The sequence below is a fragment of the Pseudomonas sp. UBA3153 genome (assembly GCF_002364635.1).
Taxonomy (GTDB): domain Bacteria; phylum Pseudomonadota; class Gammaproteobacteria; order Pseudomonadales; family Pseudomonadaceae; genus Pseudomonas_O; species Pseudomonas_O kuykendallii.
The window spans coordinates 37,787-60,479 of the sequence record NZ_DEYR01000065.1 but is presented as its reverse complement, the minus strand read 5'-3'; the positions used below and the strand labels follow the sequence as shown (position 1 = coordinate 60,479).

20 protein-coding genes are annotated in these 22,693 nt (G+C 63.5%); 2 read left to right on the top strand and 18 right to left on the bottom strand.

Features of this window, described 5'->3' with window-relative positions; translation table 11 throughout:
* The coding region (locus tag B2X67_RS15775) for an aldehyde dehydrogenase family protein (RefSeq protein WP_139210742.1) at positions 1-258 on the top strand (258 nt) is incomplete at its 5' end.
* 88 nt (positions 259-346) lie between these two features.
* On the top strand, positions 347-2,173 hold the full coding sequence (locus B2X67_RS15770; RefSeq protein WP_286786057.1) for an NAD(P)/FAD-dependent oxidoreductase: 1,827 nt from the start codon (positions 347-349) through the stop codon (positions 2,171-2,173).
* A 106-nt stretch (positions 2,174-2,279) separates the two neighbouring features.
* Here the strand turns inward: B2X67_RS15770 and nuoN are convergent, their stop codons facing one another.
* The 18 genes from nuoN to B2X67_RS15680 form a co-directional block, all read right to left on the bottom strand.
* Entirely contained in the window at positions 2,280-3,740 is a 1,461-nt protein-coding gene (gene nuoN / locus B2X67_RS15765; RefSeq protein WP_273230584.1) for an NADH-quinone oxidoreductase subunit NuoN, read from the bottom strand.
* Positions 3,741-3,760: 20 nt separating this feature from the next.
* Positions 3,761-5,293, bottom strand: a complete 1,533-nt coding sequence (gene nuoM / locus B2X67_RS15760; protein WP_273230585.1) for an NADH-quinone oxidoreductase subunit M — start codon at positions 5,291-5,293, stop codon at positions 3,761-3,763.
* A 25-nt stretch (positions 5,294-5,318) separates the two neighbouring features.
* A complete protein-coding gene (gene nuoL / locus B2X67_RS15755; RefSeq protein ID WP_286786056.1) occupies positions 5,319-7,163 on the bottom strand; it encodes an NADH-quinone oxidoreductase subunit L in 1,845 nt (614 codons plus the stop codon).
* On the bottom strand, positions 7,160-7,468 hold the full coding sequence (nuoK, locus tag B2X67_RS15750) for an NADH-quinone oxidoreductase subunit NuoK (protein ID WP_273230589.1): 309 nt from the start codon (positions 7,466-7,468) through the stop codon (positions 7,160-7,162). The genes nuoL and nuoK overlap by 4 nt, the downstream gene beginning before the upstream one ends.
* A gap of 4 nt (positions 7,469-7,472) precedes the next feature.
* On the bottom strand, positions 7,473-7,973 hold the full coding sequence (gene nuoJ, locus B2X67_RS15745) for an NADH-quinone oxidoreductase subunit J (protein WP_090230953.1): 501 nt from the start codon (positions 7,971-7,973) through the stop codon (positions 7,473-7,475).
* Positions 7,974-8,067: 94 nt separating this feature from the next.
* Positions 8,068-8,613, bottom strand: coding sequence for an NADH-quinone oxidoreductase subunit NuoI (nuoI, locus tag B2X67_RS15740; protein WP_090230952.1), 546 nt, complete (start codon positions 8,611-8,613; stop codon positions 8,068-8,070).
* Positions 8,614-8,623: 10 nt separating this feature from the next.
* On the bottom strand, positions 8,624-9,619 hold the full coding sequence (gene nuoH / locus B2X67_RS15735) for an NADH-quinone oxidoreductase subunit NuoH (RefSeq protein WP_273230593.1): 996 nt from the start codon (positions 9,617-9,619) through the stop codon (positions 8,624-8,626).
* A complete protein-coding gene (gene nuoG / locus B2X67_RS15730) occupies positions 9,616-12,327 on the bottom strand; it encodes an NADH-quinone oxidoreductase subunit NuoG (RefSeq protein ID WP_286786055.1) in 2,712 nt (903 codons plus the stop codon). The genes nuoH and nuoG overlap by 4 nt, the downstream gene beginning before the upstream one ends.
* A gap of 132 nt (positions 12,328-12,459) precedes the next feature.
* A complete protein-coding gene (gene nuoF / locus B2X67_RS15725; protein WP_286786054.1) occupies positions 12,460-13,812 on the bottom strand; it encodes an NADH-quinone oxidoreductase subunit NuoF in 1,353 nt (450 codons plus the stop codon).
* Positions 13,809-14,309, bottom strand: a complete 501-nt coding sequence (gene nuoE, locus B2X67_RS15720; RefSeq protein ID WP_273230596.1) for an NADH-quinone oxidoreductase subunit NuoE — start codon at positions 14,307-14,309, stop codon at positions 13,809-13,811. The genes nuoF and nuoE overlap by 4 nt, the downstream gene beginning before the upstream one ends.
* Before the next feature lies 1 nt (position 14,310).
* Positions 14,311-16,092 (bottom strand): NADH-quinone oxidoreductase subunit C/D, encoded by a 1,782-nt coding sequence (nuoC, locus tag B2X67_RS15715; RefSeq protein WP_273230598.1) that lies wholly within the window; start codon positions 16,090-16,092, stop codon positions 14,311-14,313.
* A gap of 62 nt (positions 16,093-16,154) precedes the next feature.
* Positions 16,155-16,829, bottom strand: coding sequence for a NuoB/complex I 20 kDa subunit family protein (locus B2X67_RS15710; protein ID WP_286786053.1), 675 nt, complete (start codon positions 16,827-16,829; stop codon positions 16,155-16,157).
* 10 nt (positions 16,830-16,839) lie between these two features.
* Positions 16,840-17,253 (bottom strand): NADH-quinone oxidoreductase subunit A, encoded by a 414-nt coding sequence (locus B2X67_RS15705; protein ID WP_090230945.1) that lies wholly within the window; start codon positions 17,251-17,253, stop codon positions 16,840-16,842.
* Between the two features lie 299 nt (positions 17,254-17,552).
* Positions 17,553-19,148 carry an isocitrate lyase gene (locus tag B2X67_RS15700; protein ID WP_273230601.1) on the bottom strand — a complete coding sequence of 532 codons (1,596 nt, stop codon included), beginning with the start codon at positions 19,146-19,148 and terminating at the stop codon, positions 17,553-17,555.
* Between the two features lie 473 nt (positions 19,149-19,621).
* A complete protein-coding gene (locus B2X67_RS15695) occupies positions 19,622-20,431 on the bottom strand; it encodes a secretin N-terminal domain-containing protein (RefSeq protein ID WP_286786052.1) in 810 nt (269 codons plus the stop codon).
* On the bottom strand, positions 20,428-21,054 hold the full coding sequence (locus tag B2X67_RS15690; RefSeq protein ID WP_273230605.1) for a histone acetyltransferase HPA2: 627 nt from the start codon (positions 21,052-21,054) through the stop codon (positions 20,428-20,430). The genes B2X67_RS15695 and B2X67_RS15690 overlap by 4 nt, the downstream gene beginning before the upstream one ends.
* 8 nt (positions 21,055-21,062) lie before the next feature.
* Positions 21,063-21,488, bottom strand: a complete 426-nt coding sequence (locus B2X67_RS15685) for a GNAT family N-acetyltransferase (protein ID WP_286786051.1) — start codon at positions 21,486-21,488, stop codon at positions 21,063-21,065.
* Positions 21,481-22,647 (bottom strand): cupin domain-containing protein, encoded by a 1,167-nt coding sequence (locus B2X67_RS15680; RefSeq protein WP_286786050.1) that lies wholly within the window; start codon positions 22,645-22,647, stop codon positions 21,481-21,483. The genes B2X67_RS15685 and B2X67_RS15680 overlap by 8 nt, the downstream gene beginning before the upstream one ends.
* Positions 22,648-22,693 lie beyond the last annotated feature (46 nt).

Here is a 22,693-nt window from a genome sequence, read left to right as displayed (position 1 = left end):
ATCGCCAACGACACCGAGTTCGGCCTGGGTGCCGGGCTGTGGACCCGCGACATCAACCGCGCCTACCGCATGGGCCGGGCGATCAAGGCCGGTCGCGTGTGGACCAACTGCTACCACCTGTACCCGGCGCACGCCGCGTTCGGTGGCTATAAGAAGTCCGGTGTCGGCCGCGAGACGCACAAGATGATGCTCGACCACTACCAGCAGACCAAGAACCTGCTGGTCAGCTACGACACCAACCCGCTGGGCTTCTTCTAAGCCGCACCGCGCTTTCCCTCAACGTGGCCCCGCCTATTCCGGGGACGGAGCTGCGCATGACAAGAATGCCCCGGAGGAGAAACCTCGCATGAATGTACCTGTCGATCCCATCACCCTGCAGACACCCACCCGCGAGTTGGCCGCCTGGATCGAAACACTGGCCGCGCGCCTGGCCGCACGCGACATCGACGGTGCGCTGGAGCTGTTCGCCGACGATTGCCACTGGCGCGACCTCGTGCTGTTCTCCTGGAACCTCGTGACCCTGGAGGGCAAGGCCGCGATTCGCGAAATGCTCGAGGAATGCCTGGCGCGCACCGCGCCGGACCACTGGCGCCTCGAAGGCGAAGCGAGCCAGGCCGATGGCGTGCTGGAAGGCTGGATATCGCTGGAAACCGAGGTAGCGCGCGGCAAGGGCTATGTGCGTCTGAAGGACGGTCGCTGCTGGACGCTGCTCACCGCAATGCGCGAACTGAAGGGTTTCGAGGAGCCGAGCGGGCGCCGCCGGCCGCTCGGCGCGCAGCACGGTCATGGCCATGCCGATGGCCGCAACTGGGCGGAACGGCGACGCGACGAGGAGGCCAGTCTGGGAATCACCGAGCAGCCGTATTGCCTGATCATCGGCGGCGGCCAGGGCGGGCTCGGCCTGGCCGCGCGCCTCAAGCGTCTGGGTGTGCCAACGCTGATCGTCGACAAGGCCGAGCGCCCCGGCGATCAGTGGCGCGGGCGTTACAAGTCGCTATGCCTGCACGACCCGGTCTGGTACGACCATCTGCCGTATCTGCCGTTTCCCGAGCATTGGCCCGTGTTCACGCCAAAGGACCAGATCGGCGACTGGCTGGAGATGTACAGCAAGGTCATGGAGCTCAACTACTGGACGAAAACCGAGTGCGTGAAGGCGAGTTACGACGAAGACGTCGGCCGCTGGACGGTGGAGGTGTGCCGTGACGGGACGCCCATCACCCTGCAGCCGACCCAGCTGATCCTGGCCACCGGGATGTCCGGCGTGCCGAACATCCCGCGGTATCCAGGCGCCGAGCGTTTCGCGGGGCAGCAGCACCATTCCAGCCGGCATCCGGGGGGCGATGCCTGGCGAGGCAAGAAGGCCGTGGTGATCGGCGCCAACAACTCGGCACACGACATTTGCGCAGACCTGGTAGAGAACGGCGCCGAAGTGACCATGGTGCAGCGCTCCTCGACGCACATCGTGCGCTCGGAATCGCTGATGGAGTTGGTGTTCGGGCCGCTGTATTCGGAGGACGCGCTGGAGCAGGGCCTGACCATCGACAAGGCCGACATGCTGTTCGCTTCCATCCCGTACAAGGTGATGCCGGAGTTTCACCGCAAGGTCTTCGACCAGGTGCGCGAGCGCGACAAGGCGTTCTACGAGCGCCTGGCCGCTGCCGGTTTCATGCTCGACTTCGGCGACGACGACTCCGGGCTGTTCATGAAGTACGTCCGCCGTGGCTCGGGCTACTACATCGACGTGGGCGCCTGCGAACTGATCGCCAATGGAACCATCAAGCTGAAGAGCGCGCCGGGCCTGGGTGTAGAACGTATCGAGGAGGATGCCGTGCTGCTCAACGACGGCACGCGCCTGCCGGCGGACCTGATCGTCTACGCCACCGGCTACGGCTCGATGAACGGCTGGGCCGCACAGCTGATTTCCCAGGAAGTTGCCGACCGGGTCGGGCGCTGCTGGGGCCTGGGCTCGGGCACCGGCAAGGACCCCGGCCCCTACGAGGGTGAACTACGCAACATGTGGAAGCCAACCCGGCAGGACAACCTCTGGTTCCACGGTGGCAACCTGCACCAGTCACGCCACTATTCCCTGTACCTCGCCCTGCAACTCAAGGCGCGTTACGAGGGGCTGGATACCGAGGTGTTCAAGCGCGCGGAGGTCCATCACCTGGGATGAGTCGCGTTGCCGATATGCAGAGGGCCGCATTTGCGGCCCTTTTTATCGATTGCAGATTGCAGAAACGAAAAGAGCCGCTGATGCGGCTCTTTCTTTGGCTTCCAGGTCAGAGTCCGGCGCCCTGGACCAGCTCCAGCAGCGGCTGCGGATAAACGCCGAGGACGAATGCCAATGCCGCGATCAGCACCAGCATGATGCCGCCGGCGCGCTGGCCCCAGTTGAAGGGCGCATCGTGGCGACGCAGGTTCGGCTGGATCATGAACAGCGTGACCATCACCCGCAGGTAGTAATAGACGCCGATGCCGCTGCCGATGACCAGCGCTGCCAGTTGCCACCAGAGCTTGGCTTCGACACCCACGGCGATGACGTAGAACTTGCCGATGAAACCCGCCGTGAGCGGGATACCCGCCAGCGACAGCATCATCACGGTCATCACCGCGGTCAGGTACGGGCGGCGCCAGAACAGGCCGCGGTATTCGTACAGGGCGTCGGCATCGCGACCCTGGAACGGGCTCGACATCAGCGTGATCACTCCGAAAGCGCCGATGCTGGTGACGGTGTAGGTCGCCAGGTACACGCCGATGGCTTCGACGGCGACGCCCTTGCTGGCAATCAGCGCCACCAGCAGATAGCCGAAGTGGGCGATGGACGAGTAGCCGAGCAGGCGCTTGAGGTTCGATTGCAGCAGTGCCAGGAGGTTGCCGATGAGGATCGAGGCGATGGCGATCATCGTCAGTCCGTCGTTCAGCCAGCCGCCCGCGGTTGCCGGAGATATCTGGTAGAGGCGCAGCAGCACGGCGAACACCGCGACCTTGCTGGCGGTCGCCAGATAGGCCGCGACCGGGGCAGGGGCGCCTTCATAGACGTCCGGCGTCCACAGGTGGAACGGGACCAGCGACAGCTTGAAGGCCAGCCCGATGAGCATCATGCCGACGCCGATCTGCACCAACGGAAGCTGCGCAGCGCCTGCGGCCAACGACTGGCCGATGCCCTGGAAGCTCAGGCTGCCGGATTGCGCGTATAGCAGCGCCATGCCGAACAGCAGGAACGCCGAGCCAGCGGCCGACAGCACCATGTACTTGATGCCGGCTTCCAGCGAACGCTTGTTGAAGAAGGCGTAGGCGACCATGCCGTAGACCGGCACCGAGAGCAGCTCCAGACCGATGAACAGTCCGGCGAGGTGCTGCGTACTGACCAATACCAGGCCGCCAGCGGCGGACAACAGCATCAGCAGGTACAGCTCCTCACGGTTGCCCGGATAGCCGGGGCCGGTCTTCTCGCCGAGATAGGCATGCGCGAGCGTCGTGCAGGCCAGCGCGGAGATCAGGATCAGGGCCATGTAGAAGCAGGCGAACGCGTCGACCTGAATCAGCCCGGTGACCTGCAGCGGCGCCACGCGCAGTGCCGGGATGATCGACAGCAGCGCGAGGTTGAGGCCGACCACCGACAGTACGAAGGTCAGGCTGTGATTGCGCTTCCAGGCAATGCCCAGCATCACCACGACGATGGTGGCGCAAGTCACCAACAGCGGTAGCAGGGCGATGAAGTGTTGCGAAGTGAGTTCCAAGGCGTGACTTTCCATAACGGCTACCGGGCCAAGACGAGTTGGGAAAGGGCGGCACCCAGCCATTGCTGGACGCCCTGCATGCTGGCGGACGAGACGTCCAGCACCGGTTGCGGGTAAACGCCGAGCAGGATCAGCAGTACGGCCAGGCTGAGCACCATGCCCATTTCACGGCCGTTCATGCCGGCCAGCACGCTGTCGGCCCTGGCCGGCCCGAAGTAGGCGCGGTGGATCATGATCAGCGAATAGACCGAGGCGAACACCAGGCCGAACGTGGCGATGACCACGATGATCGGCTGGCTGGCGAAGGCGCCGACCAGGATCAGGAACTCACCGACGAAGTTGCCTGTTCCCGGAAGCCCCAGCGATGCCGAGGCGAAGAACAGGCTCAGCGCCGGCAGGTACGGGACCCTGGCCCAGAGCCCGCCCATCTGGCGCATGTCGCGGGTATGCAGGCGCTCGTAGAGCTGGCCGCAGAGGATGAACAGCGCCGCCGCGGAAAGACCGTGGGCGAGCATCTGCACGACCACACCCTGCAGCGCTTGCTGGCTGCCGGAGTAGATGCCGATCAGCACGAAGCCCATGTGCGACACGCTGGAATAGGCGACGAGGCGTTTGATGTCGGTCTGCGCGAACGACAGGATGGCACCGTAGAAGATGCCGATCAGGCCCAGGGTCATCGCGATCGGCGCGAACTCGGCCGAGGCGTTGGGGAACAGCGGCAGGGCGAAGCGCAGCAGGCCATAGGCCGCGGTCTTCAACAGAATGCCGGCGAGGTCGACGGAGCCCGCCGTGGGTGCCTGGGCGTGGGCGTCAGGCAGCCAGGAGTGCAGCGGTACGACGGGCAGCTTCACCGCGAAAGCGATGAAGAACCCGAGCATCAGGATGTACTCGGTGCCCGGCGCCAGGTCAGCCTTGAGCAACTGGCTGTAGTCGAAGGTAATCACGCCGGTGTTGTCGTAGTTGACCAGCACCAGGCCAAGGATCGCCACCAGCATGATCAGGCCGCTGGCCTGGGTGAAGATGAAGAACTTGGTCGCCGCGTTGATCCGCGACATCTTCCCGTCGCTGGCGCTATGACCCCAGAGCGCGATGAGGAAATACATCGGCACCAGCATCATTTCCCAGAAGAAGAAGAACAGGAACAGGTCGAGCGCGAGGAACACGCCGACCACGCCGCCGAGAATCCACATCAGGTTCAGGTGGAAGAAGCCGACATGGCGCTGGATCTCGTTCCACGAGCAGAGCACGGAAAGAATGCCCAGCAGGCCGGTGAGCAGGATCATCAGCAGCGACAGGCCGTCCAGCGCCAGGTGCAGGTTGATGCCGAAGCGCTGGATCCAGACGTGCTTGAACTCCATGGTCCAGGTCGGATCGGCGCCCGGGGCGGGAGCCAGCTGGAAGTTTCCGGTGTGCCACAGCCACAGGCTCAGGATGAGCTCCAGGGACATGGTGAGCATGGCGATCCAGCGCGGCAGCGTATTGCTGTAACGCTCGGCTACCAGACACAGGAAGCCGCCGATGAAGGGAATCAGGATTAGCCAAGGCAGAATCATGACGGGTTCGATTCCTTGCGCAATTTCAGAGCAGAACGACGCCGAGCAACAGCACGGCTCCGCCAACGATGGAGAGGGCATACCAGCGCAGCTGGCCGTTTTCGGTGCGGCTCATCAACCCGTTGCCACCCCGCGCCAGGCGCGGCACGAGGCCGATGCCCGAATCGATCGGGTCGCGCGCGAGCAGGCGGGACAGCAGGAGGTAGGGTTGCACGAAGAGCTTGTCGTAAAGCCAGTCGAAGCCCCAGGCGGCATACCACCAGGCGCCAAGGAAACGGCCGGGGGCGCTGGCGGCGATCACGCCGACCAGGCGGCGTTTGCCCAGGAACAGCAGTGCGGCGAGCAGGATACCGGCGATGGCGATGGCTCCGGAGGCGATCTCCAGACTGTGCTTGGCGTCGCCGCCGGCATGGCCGGCGCTTTCCGGAAGCACACCGGCCAGCGGCGGCGTGATCAACGCGCCGATGAAGGTGGACAGCACGATCAGCGTGCCCAGCGGCAGCCAGTGGGAAACGCCGTGGCCGGCGTGCGCCTGGGTCTTCGCTTCGCCATGGAAGGCGATGAAGATCAGCCGGAAAGTATAGATCGAGGTGAGGAAGGCGCCGGCCAGGCCTGCATAGAGCAGCCATTGATGGCCGCTGGCGAAGGCTTCCCAGAGAATCTCGTCCTTCGAGTAGAAGCCCGCGGTTACCAGCGGCAGGGCGGCCAGCGCCGAACCACCGACGATGAAGCTGGCATAGGCCAGCGGCAGCTTCTTCCACAGCCCGCCCATGTTGAAGATGTTCTGCTCGTGGTGGCAGGCAACGATCACCGCACCGGAGGCGAGGAACAGCAAGGCCTTGAAGAACGCGTGGGTCATCAGGTGGAAGATCGCCGCATCCCAGGCACCGACGCCCAGCGCGAGGAACATGTAGCCCAGCTGGCTCATGGTCGAGTAGGCGAGGATGCGCTTGATGTCGGTCTGAACCAGAGCGGCGAAACCGGCCAGCACCAGGGTCACTGCGCCGATGACACCGACCAGATGGAGAACTTCCGGTGCCAGCAGGAACAGGCCGTTGGTACGTGCGATGAGGTAGACGCCGGCGGTGACCATGGTCGCCGCGTGGATCAGTGCCGAAACCGGGGTCGGGCCAGCCATCGCATCGGCCAGCCAGGTCTGCAGCGGCAGCTGAGCGGACTTGCCGACCGCTCCCCCGAGCAGCGCCAGGGTCGCCATGACGATCCACGGATCACCGACGGAGAACTTCTGCGGCGCCAGCACCAACAGTTCCTGAATGTTCAGGGTGCCCAGCTGGATCACCAGAATGAACAGGCCGAAGGCGAGGAACACGTCACCGATGCGGGTGACGATGAACGCCTTGAGCGCCGCGTTGCCGTTCTTGCGTTCGCTGTAATAGAAGCCGATCAGCAGATAACTGCACAGCCCCACGCCTTCCCAGCCGAAGTAGAGGAACAGCAGGTTATCGCCGAGAACCAGGAACAGCATGCTGGCGATGAACAGGTTGGTGTAGGCGAAAAAGCGGGAATAGCCGTTCTCGCCGCGCATGTACCAGGACGCGAACAGGTGGATCAGGAAGCCGACGCCGGTCACCACGCCAAGCATGGTCACCGACAGGCCATCCAGATGCAGGGCGAAGTTCGGTGCGAAGCCGTCGACGCTCATCCACTGCCAGAGCAACTGGTTGAACGCGCCATCAGCGGGCGGGTTGGTGTGGAACTGCAGGATGACCCAGGCGCTAGTGAGCGCCGAGAGGCCGACGGAACCCACGCCGATCAGTGCCGACAGGTTCTCCGAGAAGCGACCGCGGGAGAACGACAGCAGCAGGAAGCCGACCAGCGGGAAGACGAAGGTGAGGAATAGTAGGTTCATCCGCGCATCTCGCTGGCAGCGTCGACATCGAGGGTATGGAAGCGGCGATAGAGCTGCAGCAGGATCGCCAGGCCAATGGAGGCTTCGGCGGCTGCCAGGGTGATCACCAGAATGAACATCACCTGGCCATCGGCCTGTTGCCAGCGGCTACCGGCGACGATGAACGCCAGAGCGGCGGCGTTCATCATGATTTCCAGGCTCATCAGCACGAACAGAATGTTGCGCCGCACCATCAGGCCGGTGAGACCGAGGCAGAACAGAATGCCGGCGACGGCCAGGCCGTGTTCGAGGGGAATGGCTTGCATGGCGTTACTCCTTCGCCTCCTGGCGGCCGAGGTGGTAGGCGGCGACCAGCGCGGCCAGCAGCAGCATCGAGGCCAGCTCCACCACCAGCAGGTAGGGACCGAACAGGCTGATACCGACGGCTTTCGCATCGACGGTGGCGAGCCCCAGCGGTGCATTGCTCGGCTGTTTGAACAGCGCCCAGAGCAGTTGCAGCAGCAGTACGCCGGCGAGCAGCGACGGGCCGACCCACATACCGGGTTTCAGCCAGACTCGCTCCTGGGCCTCACCCGCCGGGCCGAGGTTGAGCATCATCACCACGAAGACGAACAGCACCATGATGGCGCCGGCATAGACGATGATTTCCAGCGCGCCGGCGAACGGCGCGCCGAGGGCGAAGAAGCACAGCGCCACGGCGAGCAGCGACACCACCAGATACAGCAGCGCGTGCACCGGGTTGCTGTTGGTGATCACCCGCAGGGTCGCCACGACGGCGGCTCCCGCGGACAGGTAAAAAGCGAATTCCATGTTTAAAAACTCCTCGGCACGGCCGCCCACGGCGTCCGGCCAGACAGGCCTGCGGACGACATGAGGGAAGGGGACGCGATGACGGAAAGACGCTTCATGGCAGCAGGCCTTTCACGTTGATCGGCTCGGCTTCGTTCTGCGCGGCGCCTTTCGGCTTGCCGGCGATGGCCATCCCGGCGACACGGTAGAAGTTGTAGTCCGGGTACTTGCCGGGGCCGGAAATCAGCAGGTCTTCCTTTTCGTATACCAGGTCCTGGCGCTTGTACTCGCCCATCTCGAAATCGGGCGTGAGCTGGATCGCGGTGGTCGGGCAGGCCTCTTCGCACAGGCCACAGAAAATGCAGCGCGAGAAGTTGATGCGGAAGAATTCCGGATACCAGCGGCCGTCCTCGGCCTCGGTCTTCTGCAGGGAAATGCAGCCAACCGGGCAGGCCACCGCACACAGGTTGCAGGCCACGCAGCGTTCCTCGCCATCGGGATCGCGGGTCAGCACGATCCGGCCGCGGTAGCGCGGTGGGAGGTAAACCGCTTCTTCGGGGTATTGCAGGGTGTCACGCTTGCGGAAGGTGTGGCCGAAGACCATCACCAGGCTGCGCAACTGGGTCCAGGTGCCATGCAGCACGTCGAGGATATATCTCACATTCTTCTCCTTACTGGGCCGCGGCCAGCACCAAAGCGCCGGTCACCAGCAGGTTGAAAAGGGTCAGCGGCAGGCAGAACTTCCAGCTGAAAGCCATCACCTGGTCATAGCGCGGCCGGGGAATGGCGGCGCGCAGCAGGATGAAAAGCATGATGAAGAAGCCGGTTTTTAGGGCGAAGTAGATGAACGACAGCCAGGGCAGCGTCTCCAGGAACGGACCGTGCCAGCCGCCGAAGAACAGCGTCACCAGCAGTGCCGAGACCAGAACGATGCCGATGTACTCGCCGACGAAGAACATGCCCCATTTCATCCCGGCATATTCGATGTGGTAGCCGTCGGCCAGTTCCTGCTCGGCTTCCGGCTGATCGAACGGGTGACGGTGGGTCACCGCGACGCCGGCGATGAAGAACGTACAGAAACCGAAGAACTGCGGAATGATGAACCACAGGTTCTGGTGCTGATACTCGACGATGTCGCGCATGTTGAACGAGCCGACCTGGGCGACGATGCCCATCAGCGCGAGGCCCATGAAGACTTCGTAGGAGACCGTCTGCGCCGAGGCGCGCAGGCTGCCGAGCAGGGCGAACTTGTTGTTGCTCGACCAGCCGGCGAAGAGCACCGCATACACGGTCAGGCCAGCCATGGCGAAGAAGAACAGAAGGCCGATGTTCAGATCGGCCACGCCCCAGGTCGGCGTGACCGGAACGACCGCAAAGGCCAGCAGAAGCGCACTCATCGCCACCACGGGAGCCAGGGTGAAGATGAACTTGTCGGCGAACGGCGGCGTCCAGTCCTCCTTGAAGAACATCTTGACCATATCGGCACCGAGCTGGAAGGCGCCGAACGGGCCCACGCGGTTCGGCCCGTAACGGTCCTGCCAGAGACCGAGCAAGCGCCGCTCGACGAAGCTCAGTAGCGCGCCACTTACGACCACCGCCAGCAAAATGACGATGGCCTTGAGCACGGCGATGAGGGTGTCGACCACTTCGGGAGTCAGCCAGCTCATTGCGCGGCCTCCTGCAGAAGGGTGACTTCGGCCCCAGCGGCGAAGGGCGGAATGCCCGGCAGGCCGGTTGGCAGCCCGACGACACCGATCGCCAGCTCTTCGCGAACCTGCAGCGGCAGACGCAGGGCCTGGCCGTTGACGCTCAGACTGAGCAGAGCGCCGTCATTGACGCCCAGGCGGTCGGCTTCGGCCTTCGCCAAGGCGACGTAAGGCTGGGGAATGCGCGCCTGGATCGGTGCGGAGCGCGAGGAGTTCTCCTCGCTGCCGAACAGGTGATGCAGCGGAACCGCCTGCCAGGTGCCCGGCGCCGGATTGAATGCCGAGCCGACCCTGAACCACGGCAGACTTTCACCCTTGGCCTCGATCAGGCGCACGCCTGGGTCCCCTGCACGCAGGTGACCGCCGACTTCGTCCTGGAACTTGTTCCAGGCTTGCGGCGAGTTCCAGCCCGGCGACCAGGCGAAGGGGATCTGCTGACGGTTTTCCGCGCTGCCCGAGTAGCCCTCCATGGAGAAGGCGAAGGCCGTATCGACGTCCTGCGGAGCGCGGGGCTCGCTGACGTTGATGTTGGCGCGCATGGCGGTACGGCCGCTGTAGCGGTGCGGTTCGCGCGCCAGCTTGAGCCCCTTGATACGGAACGAGGCGCTCGGCGCGGCGTCGACGATGCCGGCCAGTTGAACGTTGCTGCCGGCACAGGCGGCGGTGACTTCGTCCAGCTGAGTCCAGTCGACGGCCTTGCCCTGCAGCGTGCTGTGCAGCGCATGCAACCAGCGCCAGCCTTCGCGGATCAGCACGTTGGAGTCGTAGTAGGCGGGATCGTAGACTTGGAAGAAGCGCTGGGCGCGACCTTCCTGGCTGACCAGGGTGCCGTCGCCTTCGGCGAAACTGGCGACCGGCAGGACCAGATCGGCCTTCACCAGCGTGTCGGTCGCCTGGTGGTCGGCGACGATCACGACCTCGCCAGCCGCCAGCGCGGCGTCGACCTTGGCGGCCTCGGCGCGGCGGTACAGGTCGTTCTCCAGAACCAGCACGGCGTTCGCCTGGCCACCCGTCAGGGCGTCGAGCGCCACATCCAGCGACTCGCCGCCGAGCAGGGCCAGGCCCATGCTGTTGGCTTCCGGAACGACCAGGCTGATGGAGGCGTTCTTGCCGCGATTCTTCAGGGCATTGGCGAGGTTGCCGGCGGCTTCGATCAGTGCCTTGCTGCCCAGGGAGGCGCCGGAGACGATCAGCGGACGCTTGGCAGCGAGCAGTGCGTCGGCGATGCGCTGCACCAGTTCGCCGGCCTCGCTGTCGAGACCTTCCACCGCCGGCGCGCTGGCGTCCAGCGCGTGGGCGACGGCGAAGCCCAGGCGAGCCAGGTCGTCCGGCGCGGCATGTACGCATTCCTCGGCCACGTCATCGAGACGGGTGGCGGAGACGCTGGCGATAAACAGCGGGTTGAGCGCGTGCTGTGCGACGTTCTGCACCGCCGCCATGTGCCAATCCTGGATTTTCATCGAGGCGGCGATTTCCGTGGCCTTGCCTTTCACCGACTGGCGCAGCGCCAGGGCAACGCGGGCGGCGGTCTGCGTCAGGTCCTCGCCGAGAACGAACACGGCGTCGTGTTCCTCGATCTCGCGTATCGACGGAACCGGCAGCGGGCCGTTCTGCAGGATGTCGCGAATCAGGCGGATGTTTTCCAGCTCGCCGGCGGCGATGCCGGAATAGAAGTTATCCGCGCCGACCAGTTCGCGCAGGGCGAAGTTGCCTTCCAGGCTGGCGCGTGGCGAACCGATGCCGATCACGCGTTTGCCTTTGAGCAGTTCGGCGGCCTTGTCCAGCGCGGCGTCGATGCCCAGGGTGGCGCCGCTTTCCAGCAACGGCTGGCGGGGGCGATCGTCGCGATTGACGTAGCCATAGCCGAAGCGTCCGCGGTCGCAGAGGAAATACTGGTTCACCGAGCCGTTGAAGCGGTTCTCGATGCGGCGGATTTCGCCGTAGCGCTCACCGGGGCTGGTGTTGCAGCCACTCGAGCAACCGTGGCAGATGCTCGGCGAGAACTGCATGTCCCACTTGCGGTTATAGCGCTCGGAGTGGGTCTTGTCGGTGAACACGCCGGTCGGGCAGACCTCGACCAGGTTGCCGGAAAACTCGCTTTCCAGAACGCCGTCTTCGACGCGACCGAAGTACACGTTGTCATGCGCGCCATAGACGCCCAGGTCGGTGCCGCCGGCGTAGTCCTTGTAGTAACGCACGCAGCGGTAGCAGGCGATGCAGCGGTTCATCTCGTGACCAATGAACGGGCCGAGTTCCTGGTTCTGGTGGGTGCGCTTGCTGAAGCGATAACGGCGCTGGTTGTGGCCGGTCATCACCGTCATGTCCTGCAGGTGGCAGTGACCACCTTCCTCGCAGACCGGGCAGTCGTGCGGGTGGTTGGTCATCAGCCACTCGACGACGCTGGCGCGAAACGCCTTGGATTCATCGTCGTCGATGGAGATCCAGGTGTTGTCGGTGGCGGGTGTCATGCACGACATGACGATGCGTCCGCGCTTGTCGTTTTCGTCGCTGTACTGCTTCACCGCGCACTGGCGGCAGGCACCGACGCTACCGAGCGCGGGATGCCAGCAGAAATAGGGGATATCGAGGCCAAGGGACAGACAGGCCTGCAAGAGGTTGTCCGCTCCATCGACTTCGAAGTCTTTGCCGTCTACGTGGATAGTGGCCATGGCTAGGTTTTCTTCTTTACCCGCCGAAGCGGGTTTGGCTAATGGAATTCTTTGCTGCCGTGCAGGGCGGCTGGGGAAATGGCGACTGCCAACGTCCTGTCCACCGCTACACGACACTCATCATCGGTTTCGTTACTGCAGCGTCTCCACCGCCGAAGGTTTCGGCTCCTGCGGTGCGCGCACCACGCCGGCTTCGAACTCCTCGCGGAAATACTTGATCGCGCTGCCCAGCGGCTCCACGGCTCCTGGCGCATGCGCGCAGAAGGTCTTGCCGGGGCCGAGGAAATTGACCAGACCGAGCAGCGTGGCGATGTCTTCCGAAGTGCCCTGCTTGCGTTCCAGCGCGCGCAGGATCTTCACGCTCCACGGTAGCCCGTCACGGCACGGGGTACACCAGCCGCAGGATTCGCGGGCGAAGAACTCTTCCATGTTGCGCAGCAGGGAGACCATGTTGATGCTGTCGTCGATGGCCAGCGCCAGGCCGGTACCCATGCGGGTGCCAACCTTGCCGATACCGGCGGCGTACATCTGCGCATCCAGGTGCTCCGGCAGCAGGAAGCCGGTCCCGGCGCCGCCGGGCTGCCAGGCTTTCAGCGTGTAGCCGTCGCGCATGCCGCCGGCGTAGTCCTCGAACAGTTCCCGTGCGGTGATGCCGAACGGCAGTTCCCAGAGGCCGGGGTTCTTCACCTTGCCGGAGAAGCCCATCAGCTTGGTTCCCATGTCCTCGCTGCCTTCGCGGGCCAGGGATTTGTACCAGTCGACGCCATTGCCGATGATCGACGGCACGTTGCACAGCGTCTCGACGTTGTTCACGCAGGTCGGCTTGCCCCAGACGCCAACGGCGGCGGGGAAAGGCGGCTTGGAGCGCGGGTTGGCGCGGCGGCCTTCGAGCGAGTTGATCAGCGCGGTTTCTTCGCCGCAGATGTAGCGGCCGGCGCCGGTGTGGACGAACAGTTCGAAGTCGAAGCCGCTGCCGAGAATGTTCTTGCCCAGCAGGCCGGCGGCCTTGGCTTCGTCGATGGCGCGATTCAGGTTGACGGCCGCGTCGACGTACTCGCCGCGCAGGAAGATGTAACCGCGGTAGGCCTTGAGCGCGCGTGCACTGATCAGCATGCCTTCCACCAGCAGGTGCGGCAGCTGCTCCATGAGCATGCGGTCTTTCCAGGTGTTGGGTTCCATCTCATCCGCGTTGCACAGCAGGTAGCGGATGTTCATGGATTCATCGGCGGGCATCAGCCCCCACTTCACGCCGGTGGGGAAGCCGGCGCCGCCGCGCCCCTTGAGGCCGGAATCCTTGACCGTCTGCACGATGTCGGCCTGCGCCATTTCGGCGAGGGCCTTGCGCGCAGCGCTGTAGCCATCCTTGCGCTGGTATTCGTCGAGCCAGACAGGCTCGCCGTCATCGCGCAGGCGCCAGGTCAGTGGATGGGTTTCCGCGCTGCGGGCGATCAGGTTGGCCGGGCCGAACGAGGTGAGCTTCTTCATGGGTAGCTCTCCAGCAGGGTGCCGACGCCGTCAGCCTGCACGCCGCCAAAGGTGTCGTCGTCGATCATCAGCGCGGGAGCCTTGTCGCAATTGCCCAGGCAGCAGACGGGCAGCAGCGTGAAGCGACCGTCCGGCGTGGTTTCACCCAGGGCGATGCCCAGTTGGCGGGAAATGCTCTGCACCACGCTTTCATGGCCGCCGACGAAGCAGGTCATGCTGTCGCAGACGCGGATCACGTGGCGCCCGACCGGCTGGCGGAATATCTGGCTATAGAAGGTGGCGACGCCTTCTACATCGCTCCCGGGAATGCCGAGGATCTCGGCGATCGCCGGAATCGCGCCGTCGGGCACCCAGCCTCGCTGCTTCTGGACGATCTTCAGCGCTTCGATGGAAGCGGCGCGCGAGTCTTCGTAATGATGCAGTTCATGCTCGATGGCAGAACGTTCGGCTTCGCTGAGTACGAAGCGGTCAGACTGGATGAGGGTCGTGGTAGTCATATCAGCGGTCCACGTCGGCCATGACGAAATCGATGCTGCCCAGATACGCGATCAGGTCAGCCACCATGCTCCCGCGGATCACCGAGGGAATCTGCTGAAGGTGGGCGAAGCTCGGCGTCCGGATGCGCGTGCGGTAGCTCATGGTGCTGCCGTCGCTCGTCAGGTAGTAACTGTTGATGCCCTTGGTCGCCTCGATCATCTGGAAGGCTTCGTTGGCCGGCATGACCGGGCCCCAGGAAACCTGCAGGAAGTGGGTGATCAGGGTTTCGATGTGCTGCAGCGTGCGCTCTTTAGGCGGCGGCGTGGTCAGCGGGTGGTCGGCCTTGTACGGGCCTTCCGGCATGTTCTTCAGGCACTGCTGGATGATGCGCAGGCTTTCGCGCATCTCGCCCATCTTGACCATGCAGCGGTCGTAGGCATCGCCATTGGCGGCCAGCGGCACTTCGAACTCGAAGTTTTCGTAGCCCGAGTAGGGGCGCGTCTTGCGCAGGTCGAAATCGCAGCCCGTGGCACGTAGGCCGGCACCGGTGACGCCCCACTCGAGGGCTTCCTTGGTGTTGTAGGCAGCGACACCGATGGTGCGCCCCCTCAGGATGCTGTTGCGAAGCGCGGCCTTCTCGTACTCGTCGAGGCGCTTGGGCATCCAGTCGAGGAACTCCTGGACCAGCTTGTCCCAGCCGCGCGGCAGATCGTGGGCGACCCCGCCGATGCGGTACCAGGCCGGGTGCAGGCGGAACCCGGTGATAGCTTCCACCACCTTGTAGGCGCGCTGGCGGTCGGTAAAGGTGAAGAACACCGGAGTCATCGCGCCCACGTCCTGGATGTAGGTGCCCAGGTACAGCAGGTGGTTAAGGATGCGGAAGAACTCGGCCATCATGATGCGGATGACGTCGACCCGTTGCGGCACCTTGATTCCGGCGAGCTTCTCCACCGAGAGCACGTAGGGGAGGTTGTTCATCACCCCGCCCAGGTAGTCGATGCGGTCGGTGTAGGGAATGAAACTGTGCCACGACTGGCGCTCGGCCATCTTTTCCGCGCCGCGGTGGTGATAGCCGATTTCCGGCACGCAGTCGATGATCTCTTCACCGTCCAGTTGCAGGATGATGCGGAACGCACCGTGGGCAGAAGGGTGGTTCGGGCCGAGGTTGAGGAACATGTAGTCCTCGTTCTCGCCGTGAGTCTTCATGCCCCAGTCCTCGGGCTTGAAGCGCAGCGCTTCCTGCTCCAGATCCTGCTTGGCGACGGACAGGCTGTAGGGGTCGAACTCGGTGGCGCGCGCCGGATAGTCCTTGCGCAGCGGGTGGCCTTGCCAGGTGGGCGGCATCAGCAGGCGGGTCAGATGCGGATGGCCGCGGAAGGTGATCCCGTAGAGATCCCACACCTCGCGCTCGTACCAGTTGGCGTTCGGCCAGATACCGGTGGCGGTGGGCAGGCTGAGATCGCTCTCCGACAGCGCGACCTTGATCATGATGTCGCTGTTACGTTCCAGCGACATCAGGTGATAGAACACGCTGAAGTCGGCGCCCGGCAAGCCACGGCGGTGGGTCCGCAGGCGTTCGTCCATGCCATGCAGGTCGTACAGCATCACGTACGGCTTGCTCGCCTGGCGGAGGAAAGTCAGTACGTCGATCAGCCGTTCGCGCGCCACCCAGAGAACCGGCATGCCGGTGCGGGTGGATTGCACGGTGAAGGTGTCGGCGCCGAAGCGCGCATTCAGTTCGACGACGATATCTTGGTCGTCAGCCTTGTAAGGCGGGATGTACAGAGCGCTGTCTGCAGTCATGGTCTCGATCGCTATCGGTCAACGTCAGGTATGAAGGTGCGCTTTCGCGGGAAAGCGCGGATTCACACGTCGTCGGGGCTGCGCAGGTTGGTGACCTGGATACGCTGTTCGCGGCGCTGTTCCTTTTGCGAAGGCATCTCGGCGCGGTAAACGCCTTGATCGCCGACGACCCAGGACAACGGGCGGCGCTCCTCGCCGATGGATTCCTGCAGCAACATCAGGCCTTGCAGGAATGCTTCGGGACGGGGCGGGCAGCCGGGTATGTAGACGTCCACGGGAAGGAACTTGTCCACCCCCTGAACGACCGAGTAGATATCGTACATACCGCCGGAATTGGCGCAGGAGCCCATGGAAATGACCCACTTGGGCTCGAGCATCTGCTCATAGAGACGCTGGATAACTGGCGCCATCTTGATGAAGCAGGTACCGGCAATGACCATGAAGTCGGCCTGGCGCGGTGATGCCCGAATTACTTCGGCACCGAATCGGGCGATGTCATGGGGGGCGGTGAAAGCCGTGGTCATCTCCACATAGCAGCAGGACAAACCGAAGTTGTACGGCCACAGGGAGTTCTTGCGACCCCAGTTGACCGCGCCATTCAGCACGTCCTCGAGCTTGCCCATGTAGATATTGCGATGAACCTGGTCTTCGACAGGGTCGGTTACGGTCTCCCGCTGGCCGATTGGATACTGGTCATTGACCGCATCCGGATCGATCCGAGTAAGTTTGTATTGCATCGCCAAAGCCTCATTGTTTTAGCTTCGCCTGCCGCTTGCGACGGCTTTCGGGAGCCCAATCGAGCGCACCGATCCGCCAAAGGTAGACAAGACCTGCCAACAGAATTGCTATGAAAACGGTAGCTTCTATGAGACCGGCCCAGCCGCTTTCGCGAACGGACACCGACCAGGCGAAGAGAAAGAGGGCTTCAACGTCGAAGATCACGAAGAGCATCGCGACCAGATAGAATTTTGCCGACAAGCGCAGGCGCGCATTGCCGGTGGGAACGACGCCCGCTTCGAAGGGCTCGTTCTTGCTGTGACCGAAAGCTTTGCTGCCCAGGAGGCTGGAGACACCGAGCATGAAGGCACAAAGGCCGAAGACGCCCAGGAAGAAAATGGCAAATGCCCAGTTATGAGGCATCGTAGAAACTGCATCAGGCATGCCGGACTCCTCGTTGGGACGGCTTTTGAATTATTTGCACAGGTTCAGTCTTCCGACTTGGAGCGAGATTTTATGCGCTTGTCCGGGCTCAAGTAAATTTTTCTAGGAATTAAATATCGAACAATCCGTTCTGTTGCCGCTTGTTGATAGGAATTCTTATTAAAGGAAACGCTAGACCGGACGCCTCGCATGGGCTTGGCGCTGTGGGGCATTATGCCGCAGCGCTATAAAAATGGGACAAAAAAAACGCCCCGGATTGAAGCCCGGGGCGCCTTTATTTCCTGCGGATCAGCCGATCGTCAGTGGAACTGATTCATCGTGTTGTCCTTGCCGCCTGCCTTGAGTGCGGCTTCGCCGGCAAAGTATTCCTTGTGGGCGTCGCCCATGTCGGAACCGGCCATGTTCTGGTGCTTCACGCAGGCGATACCTTGGCGGATTTCCTGACGTTGAACGCCTTTGACGTAGGCCAGCATGCCCTGGTCCGCGAAGTACCCTTTCGCCAGGTTGTCGGTGGACAGCGCAGCGGTGTGGTAGGTCGGCAGGGTGATCAGGTGGTGGAAGATACCGGCCTCAGCAGCGGCGTCGCGCTGGAAGGTGCGGATCTTCTCGTCGGCGATCTTGGCCAGCTCGGTTTCGTCGTACTCGACGCTCATCAGCTTGGCGCGATCGTACGCCGACACATCCTTGCCTTCCGCGACGAAGGTGTCGAACACCTGCTGGCGGAAGTTCAGCGTCCAGTTGAACGACGGGCTGTTGTTGTAGACCAGCTTGGCGTTCGGGATCACTTCACGGATGCGGTTGACCATCGCGGCAATCTGGCCCACGTGCGGCTTCTCGGTTTCGATCCACAGCAGGTCGGCGCCGTTTTGCAGCGAGGTGATGCAGTCCAGCACGCAACGGTCTTCGCCGGTGCCTTTGCGGAACTGGAAGAGGTTGCTCGGCAGGCGCTTGGGACGCAGCAGCTTGCCTTCGCGCTTGATGACCACATCGCCATTGCCCAGCTCGTTGGCGCTGATTTCCTCGCAGTCGAGGAACGAGTTGTACAGGTCGCCCAGGTCGCCCGGCTCGTTGGTCACGGCGATCTGCTTGGTCAGGCCGGCACCCAGCGAGTCGGTACGCGCTACGATCACGCCGTCGTCCACGCCCAGCTCGAGGAAGGCGTAGCGAACCGCGTTGATCTTGGCCAGGAAGTCGGCATGGGGAACGGTCACTTTGCCGTCCTGGTGACCACACTGCTTCTCGTCCGAGACCTGGTTTTCGATCTGGATGCAGCAGGCACCCGCTTCGATCATCTTCTTGGCCAGCAGATAGGTGGCTTCCGGGTTGCCGAAGCCGGCGTCGATGTCGGCGATGATGGGTACTACGTGGGTCTCGTAGTTGTCGATCTGCGACTGGATTTCGCTGGCCTTGGCGTTGTCATCGGCAGCGCGGGCGGCGTCCAGTGCGGTGAACAGCAGGTCGAGTTCGCGGGCGTCGGCCTGGCGCAGGAAGGTGTACAGCTCTTCGATCAGCGCAGCTACCGAGGTTTTCTCGTGCATGGACTGGTCGGGCAGCGGGCCGAACTCGGAACGCAGCGCGGCAACCATCCAGCCGGACAGGTAGAGGTAACGCTTGTTGGTGGTCTTGAGGTGCTTCTTGATCGAAATCAGCTTCTGCTGACCGATGAAGCCATGCCAGCAGCCCAGCGACTGGGTGTAGACGGAGGAGTCAGCGTCGTACTCCTCCATGTCCTTGCGCATGATCGCGGCGGTGTACTTGGCGATGTCCAGACCAGTCTTGAAGCGGTTCTGGGTGCGCATGCGGGCGACGAATTCGGGGTTGATGGCGCTCCAGCTGCTGCCTGCCTTTTCTTTGAGAGCGGCGACGGCCTTGATGTCGTTTTGATAAGCGGACATGGTCGATCCTTTCGAAGTAGAGAATGGGTAAGCGCTGAGCGCTGCCACTCGAAACCTGGGTGCTGAAGTCAATGGGTTCGGGTGCTCGGGCTACTGCGTCGAGGGATCGACTAGGGCGAGGTTGCTGCTGAGGAGGGGAACGAGCGGGGCGGGCGGCGTTCTGGCGGGTTTGAACGAGCCGATCGGGCGGTTCGCCGACAGAAGCATGCAGTCCATCTCGTTGTAACGCTAAGCGCTTCCCCGTCCCTCAGGACGACTTCGTTCCAGTCGCAACCTCGTCAAACTGCCTTGTGGGCGGCGCAGACACGGAACGGCTCGACTGGTTGGTCTGAGCACGCTCCGGGAGACCTCTTTCGAGGCCCCTGGCTAGCGGGAGCGAGGCCATCATGCCCCTGGCAAAAACGTTCGTCAAACGATTTTGTAGTGTTTTTTCAAAGCTACTACAAAAGTCTGATGAGGCTGAAGATGACTGATCAGTCGAGCGCCTCGACCTTCACCCGAAGGGTCATGTCGTCCTGCCCCTGGGTCGAATAACGCTGCACGAAACCACGCTGATCGGCCTGGCTGCCCTGAGTCACGCCACCCAGCGGCAGCCATTCGCCGAGCCGTCCGCTGATGCGGGTGTCGGTGCTCTGGATGTCGATGGCACCGGGTTGGCGCTGCGAGAGGCGATCCCGGTTGCTGCTGATGTTCAGGTGCACGGTATCGCCCGTCAGGCTGGCAGTGACGTAAAAACCCTGGGTGACGTTGCGGTACTGGGTGTCCTGATACACCTGCCCGTAGGGACCGGTGCTCGTCGTTGTCAGGGGCACGCTCTGGCCGACCTGGATCAGCGCCGGATAGCCTTCGGTTGCCTGCACCTGTTGCACACCGTCGCCGCGGCTTTCCGTACTGTGGCGGATAATCCGAACCTGGTCTCGGCCATTCACTTCACCACGCCCGCTCTCGACGGATACGCCACCGGCGCTGGCGGAACCGTCCACACGGTAACCCCGGTCATCGCGCGAACTGGCTTCCTGGGTGTCGACGCTGATCAGCAGTCGACGCGGCTGGGTATCCAGCTGATCGAGCAACCCGCGCAACTCCTGAATCTTCTCCGGCGGCGCGTTGACGACCAACTGGTTGCCGTAAGCACTCACCTTACCCTCCTGGCCGAGCACCGAACGCGCGGTGGGCAGCACGTCCTCGGCGGTGCGGAAGTTCAGCTGGATGATCTCGGTGGCGGCCTGCGCGGGCACGGCAGCGGCGAGCAGCAGGGCGACGAGGAGGGTGCGAGGCGTCATAGCAGAAAACTCCGCAGATCGGGATCGAGTGTGCTGGTGTTCCATGCCTGGTCGAACTGCGCCTGGCGCAGTCGCACCTGGGCGACATCGCGATAACGGACGTGACCTGCGTATTGATCGAGCTCGGGACGCAGCAACAGCCCGCAGTCGTCGGCGATGAGGAAGGCGCACTCTTCGTTGGGGTAGTCGGGATGCAGCTTGCGTATCTGACAGTTGCTCGACAGGCGCCGGCTAAGGTTCAACAGGCGATGGCCTTCCTTCACGGCGCGGCTGGAATCACGCAGGAGGATGCGCAAGTGGTTCCGTGGATGAGCCAGCAGGAAGCGTGTGCAGGCTTCCTGGATGCTGCTGTGGTTGTACAGCCAGGGCTCGAGGTCACTGCTGTACAGGCACAGGGCGCGGCGCGCCTGCTGCAGAAGGGCGGTGGCATGGCGACGGGCCTCGTCCGCCGTGCGGAACGCCTGCAGTTCGGTGGTCTGGTTGAGCGTGAAGGGCGCCGCTTCCCAGCGCTCCGCCTCGGGGAGATCGGGAAGAGGATTGTGCACATCGAAACGTCCCGGCGACTGGAACTCGATAGCGGGCAGGTCGCTCGGCTCGTCAGGCAATTCCGGGGCATCGTTCATGCGAATCCTCAGTGACTGCGGCGCACCATGTCGACGTGGGGAATGCCGGCTTCGAGGTATTCGCTGCTGACGATCTCGAAGCCCAGGCGCTCATAGAACGGCGCGGCATGGACCTGTGCACTGAGCGTTTGCTCGGCCAGACCGAGACGCTCGGCCTCGGTCAGTACGGCGCGCATCAGCGCATCACCGACCTTCAGCCCGCGCCAGTCGCGCAGCACCGACACCCGGCCGATGTGGCCGTTGGACAGCAGGCGCGCGGTGCCTATCGGGAAGTCGCCCTCCAAGGCGAGGAAGTGCACGGCGCTCGCGTCGTCCGAATCCCATTCCAGCTCCGGCGGCACCGCCTGTTCTGCGATGAACACGCTTTCGCGGATACGTCTTAGCTCGGCATTTTCCTTCTGCCAGTCGGCGACACGAACGTGGATGCTACTCATCGGCAAACTCCAGACTTCCCTGTTTGACCAACTCCCACAGGAGATTACGCCCGTCGTCCTCGGCAAGCCATTGCGCAAGGTTTTCCTGATGCAGCGCGTCGCAGGCGCAGACCAGCTTCAGCAGCTCCAGCAGGTGTTCGGGCAACAGGCGGCTCTGCCCGCTGGCGAACAGCAGCAGGCCGATATCGACCTGACTCCAGGCCATGCGCGCACTGGGGTTGCGGATCAGCACCGCGCCATCCTGAAGAGCCTTGAGGAAATCGCGCTCGGAGAACTCTTCGCCGGCGACGAGTTCCGGATAACGCGGCTCGGTCATGAACTGGCCGAACCAGGTGAGCAGGAGGCGCTCGTCGCCCATGTGCTCGTCCAGCAGCGATTTAAGGCGCTGCAAGGCGTCCATCTGGATCTGGTGCGGGTCGCTGACCGGCGCGATGTCGGCGTCGCCGTAACGGTCTTCGTCCGGGAGGAACTGGGCGAGGAAATCGGTGAAGTGGGTCAGCACCTCGGCAGCGCTGGGGGCGCGGAAACCCACGGAATAGGTCATGCACTCATCCACCGCGGTGCCGAAATGCGCCAGCCGCGGGGGCAGGTAGAGCATATCGCCGGGTTCCAGAACCCAGTCGTCGGTCTCGTCGAAGCCGGCCAGGATGCGCAGGTCGGCATGGTCGAGCATCGGGCTGTCGCTGTCGCACATCTGCCCGATCTTCCAGCGACGCTGACCATGGGCCTGCAGCAGGAACACGTCGTAGTTGTCGAAATGCGGTCCCACGCCGCCGCCGGGCGCGGCATAGCTGATCATCACATCGTCGATGCGCCAGCTCGGCAGGAAGTGAAAGTGTTCGCGCAGCTCGGCGACTTCCGGAACGAACTGGTCGACGGCCTGCACCAGCAGCGTCCAGTCACGCTCGGGCAGATTCTGGAAGGCGTCCTCGGCGAACGGGCCGCGGCGCAATTCCCAGGGGCGCTCGCCGTGCTCGATGACCATCCGCGACTCGACCTGCTCTTCCAGAGCCAGGCCGGCCAGCTCGTCCGGGGACAGCGGGCTTTCGAAGTTGGGAATGGCCTGACGGATCAGCAGCGGCTTCTTTTGCCAGTAGTCACGGAGGAACTCACGCGCGCTGATGCCGCCGAGGATTTGCAGGGGAAGATCGGAAGTCATGCGTTTGCCTATGCAAATAAAAACGCCCGGCACTGCCGGGCGTGCA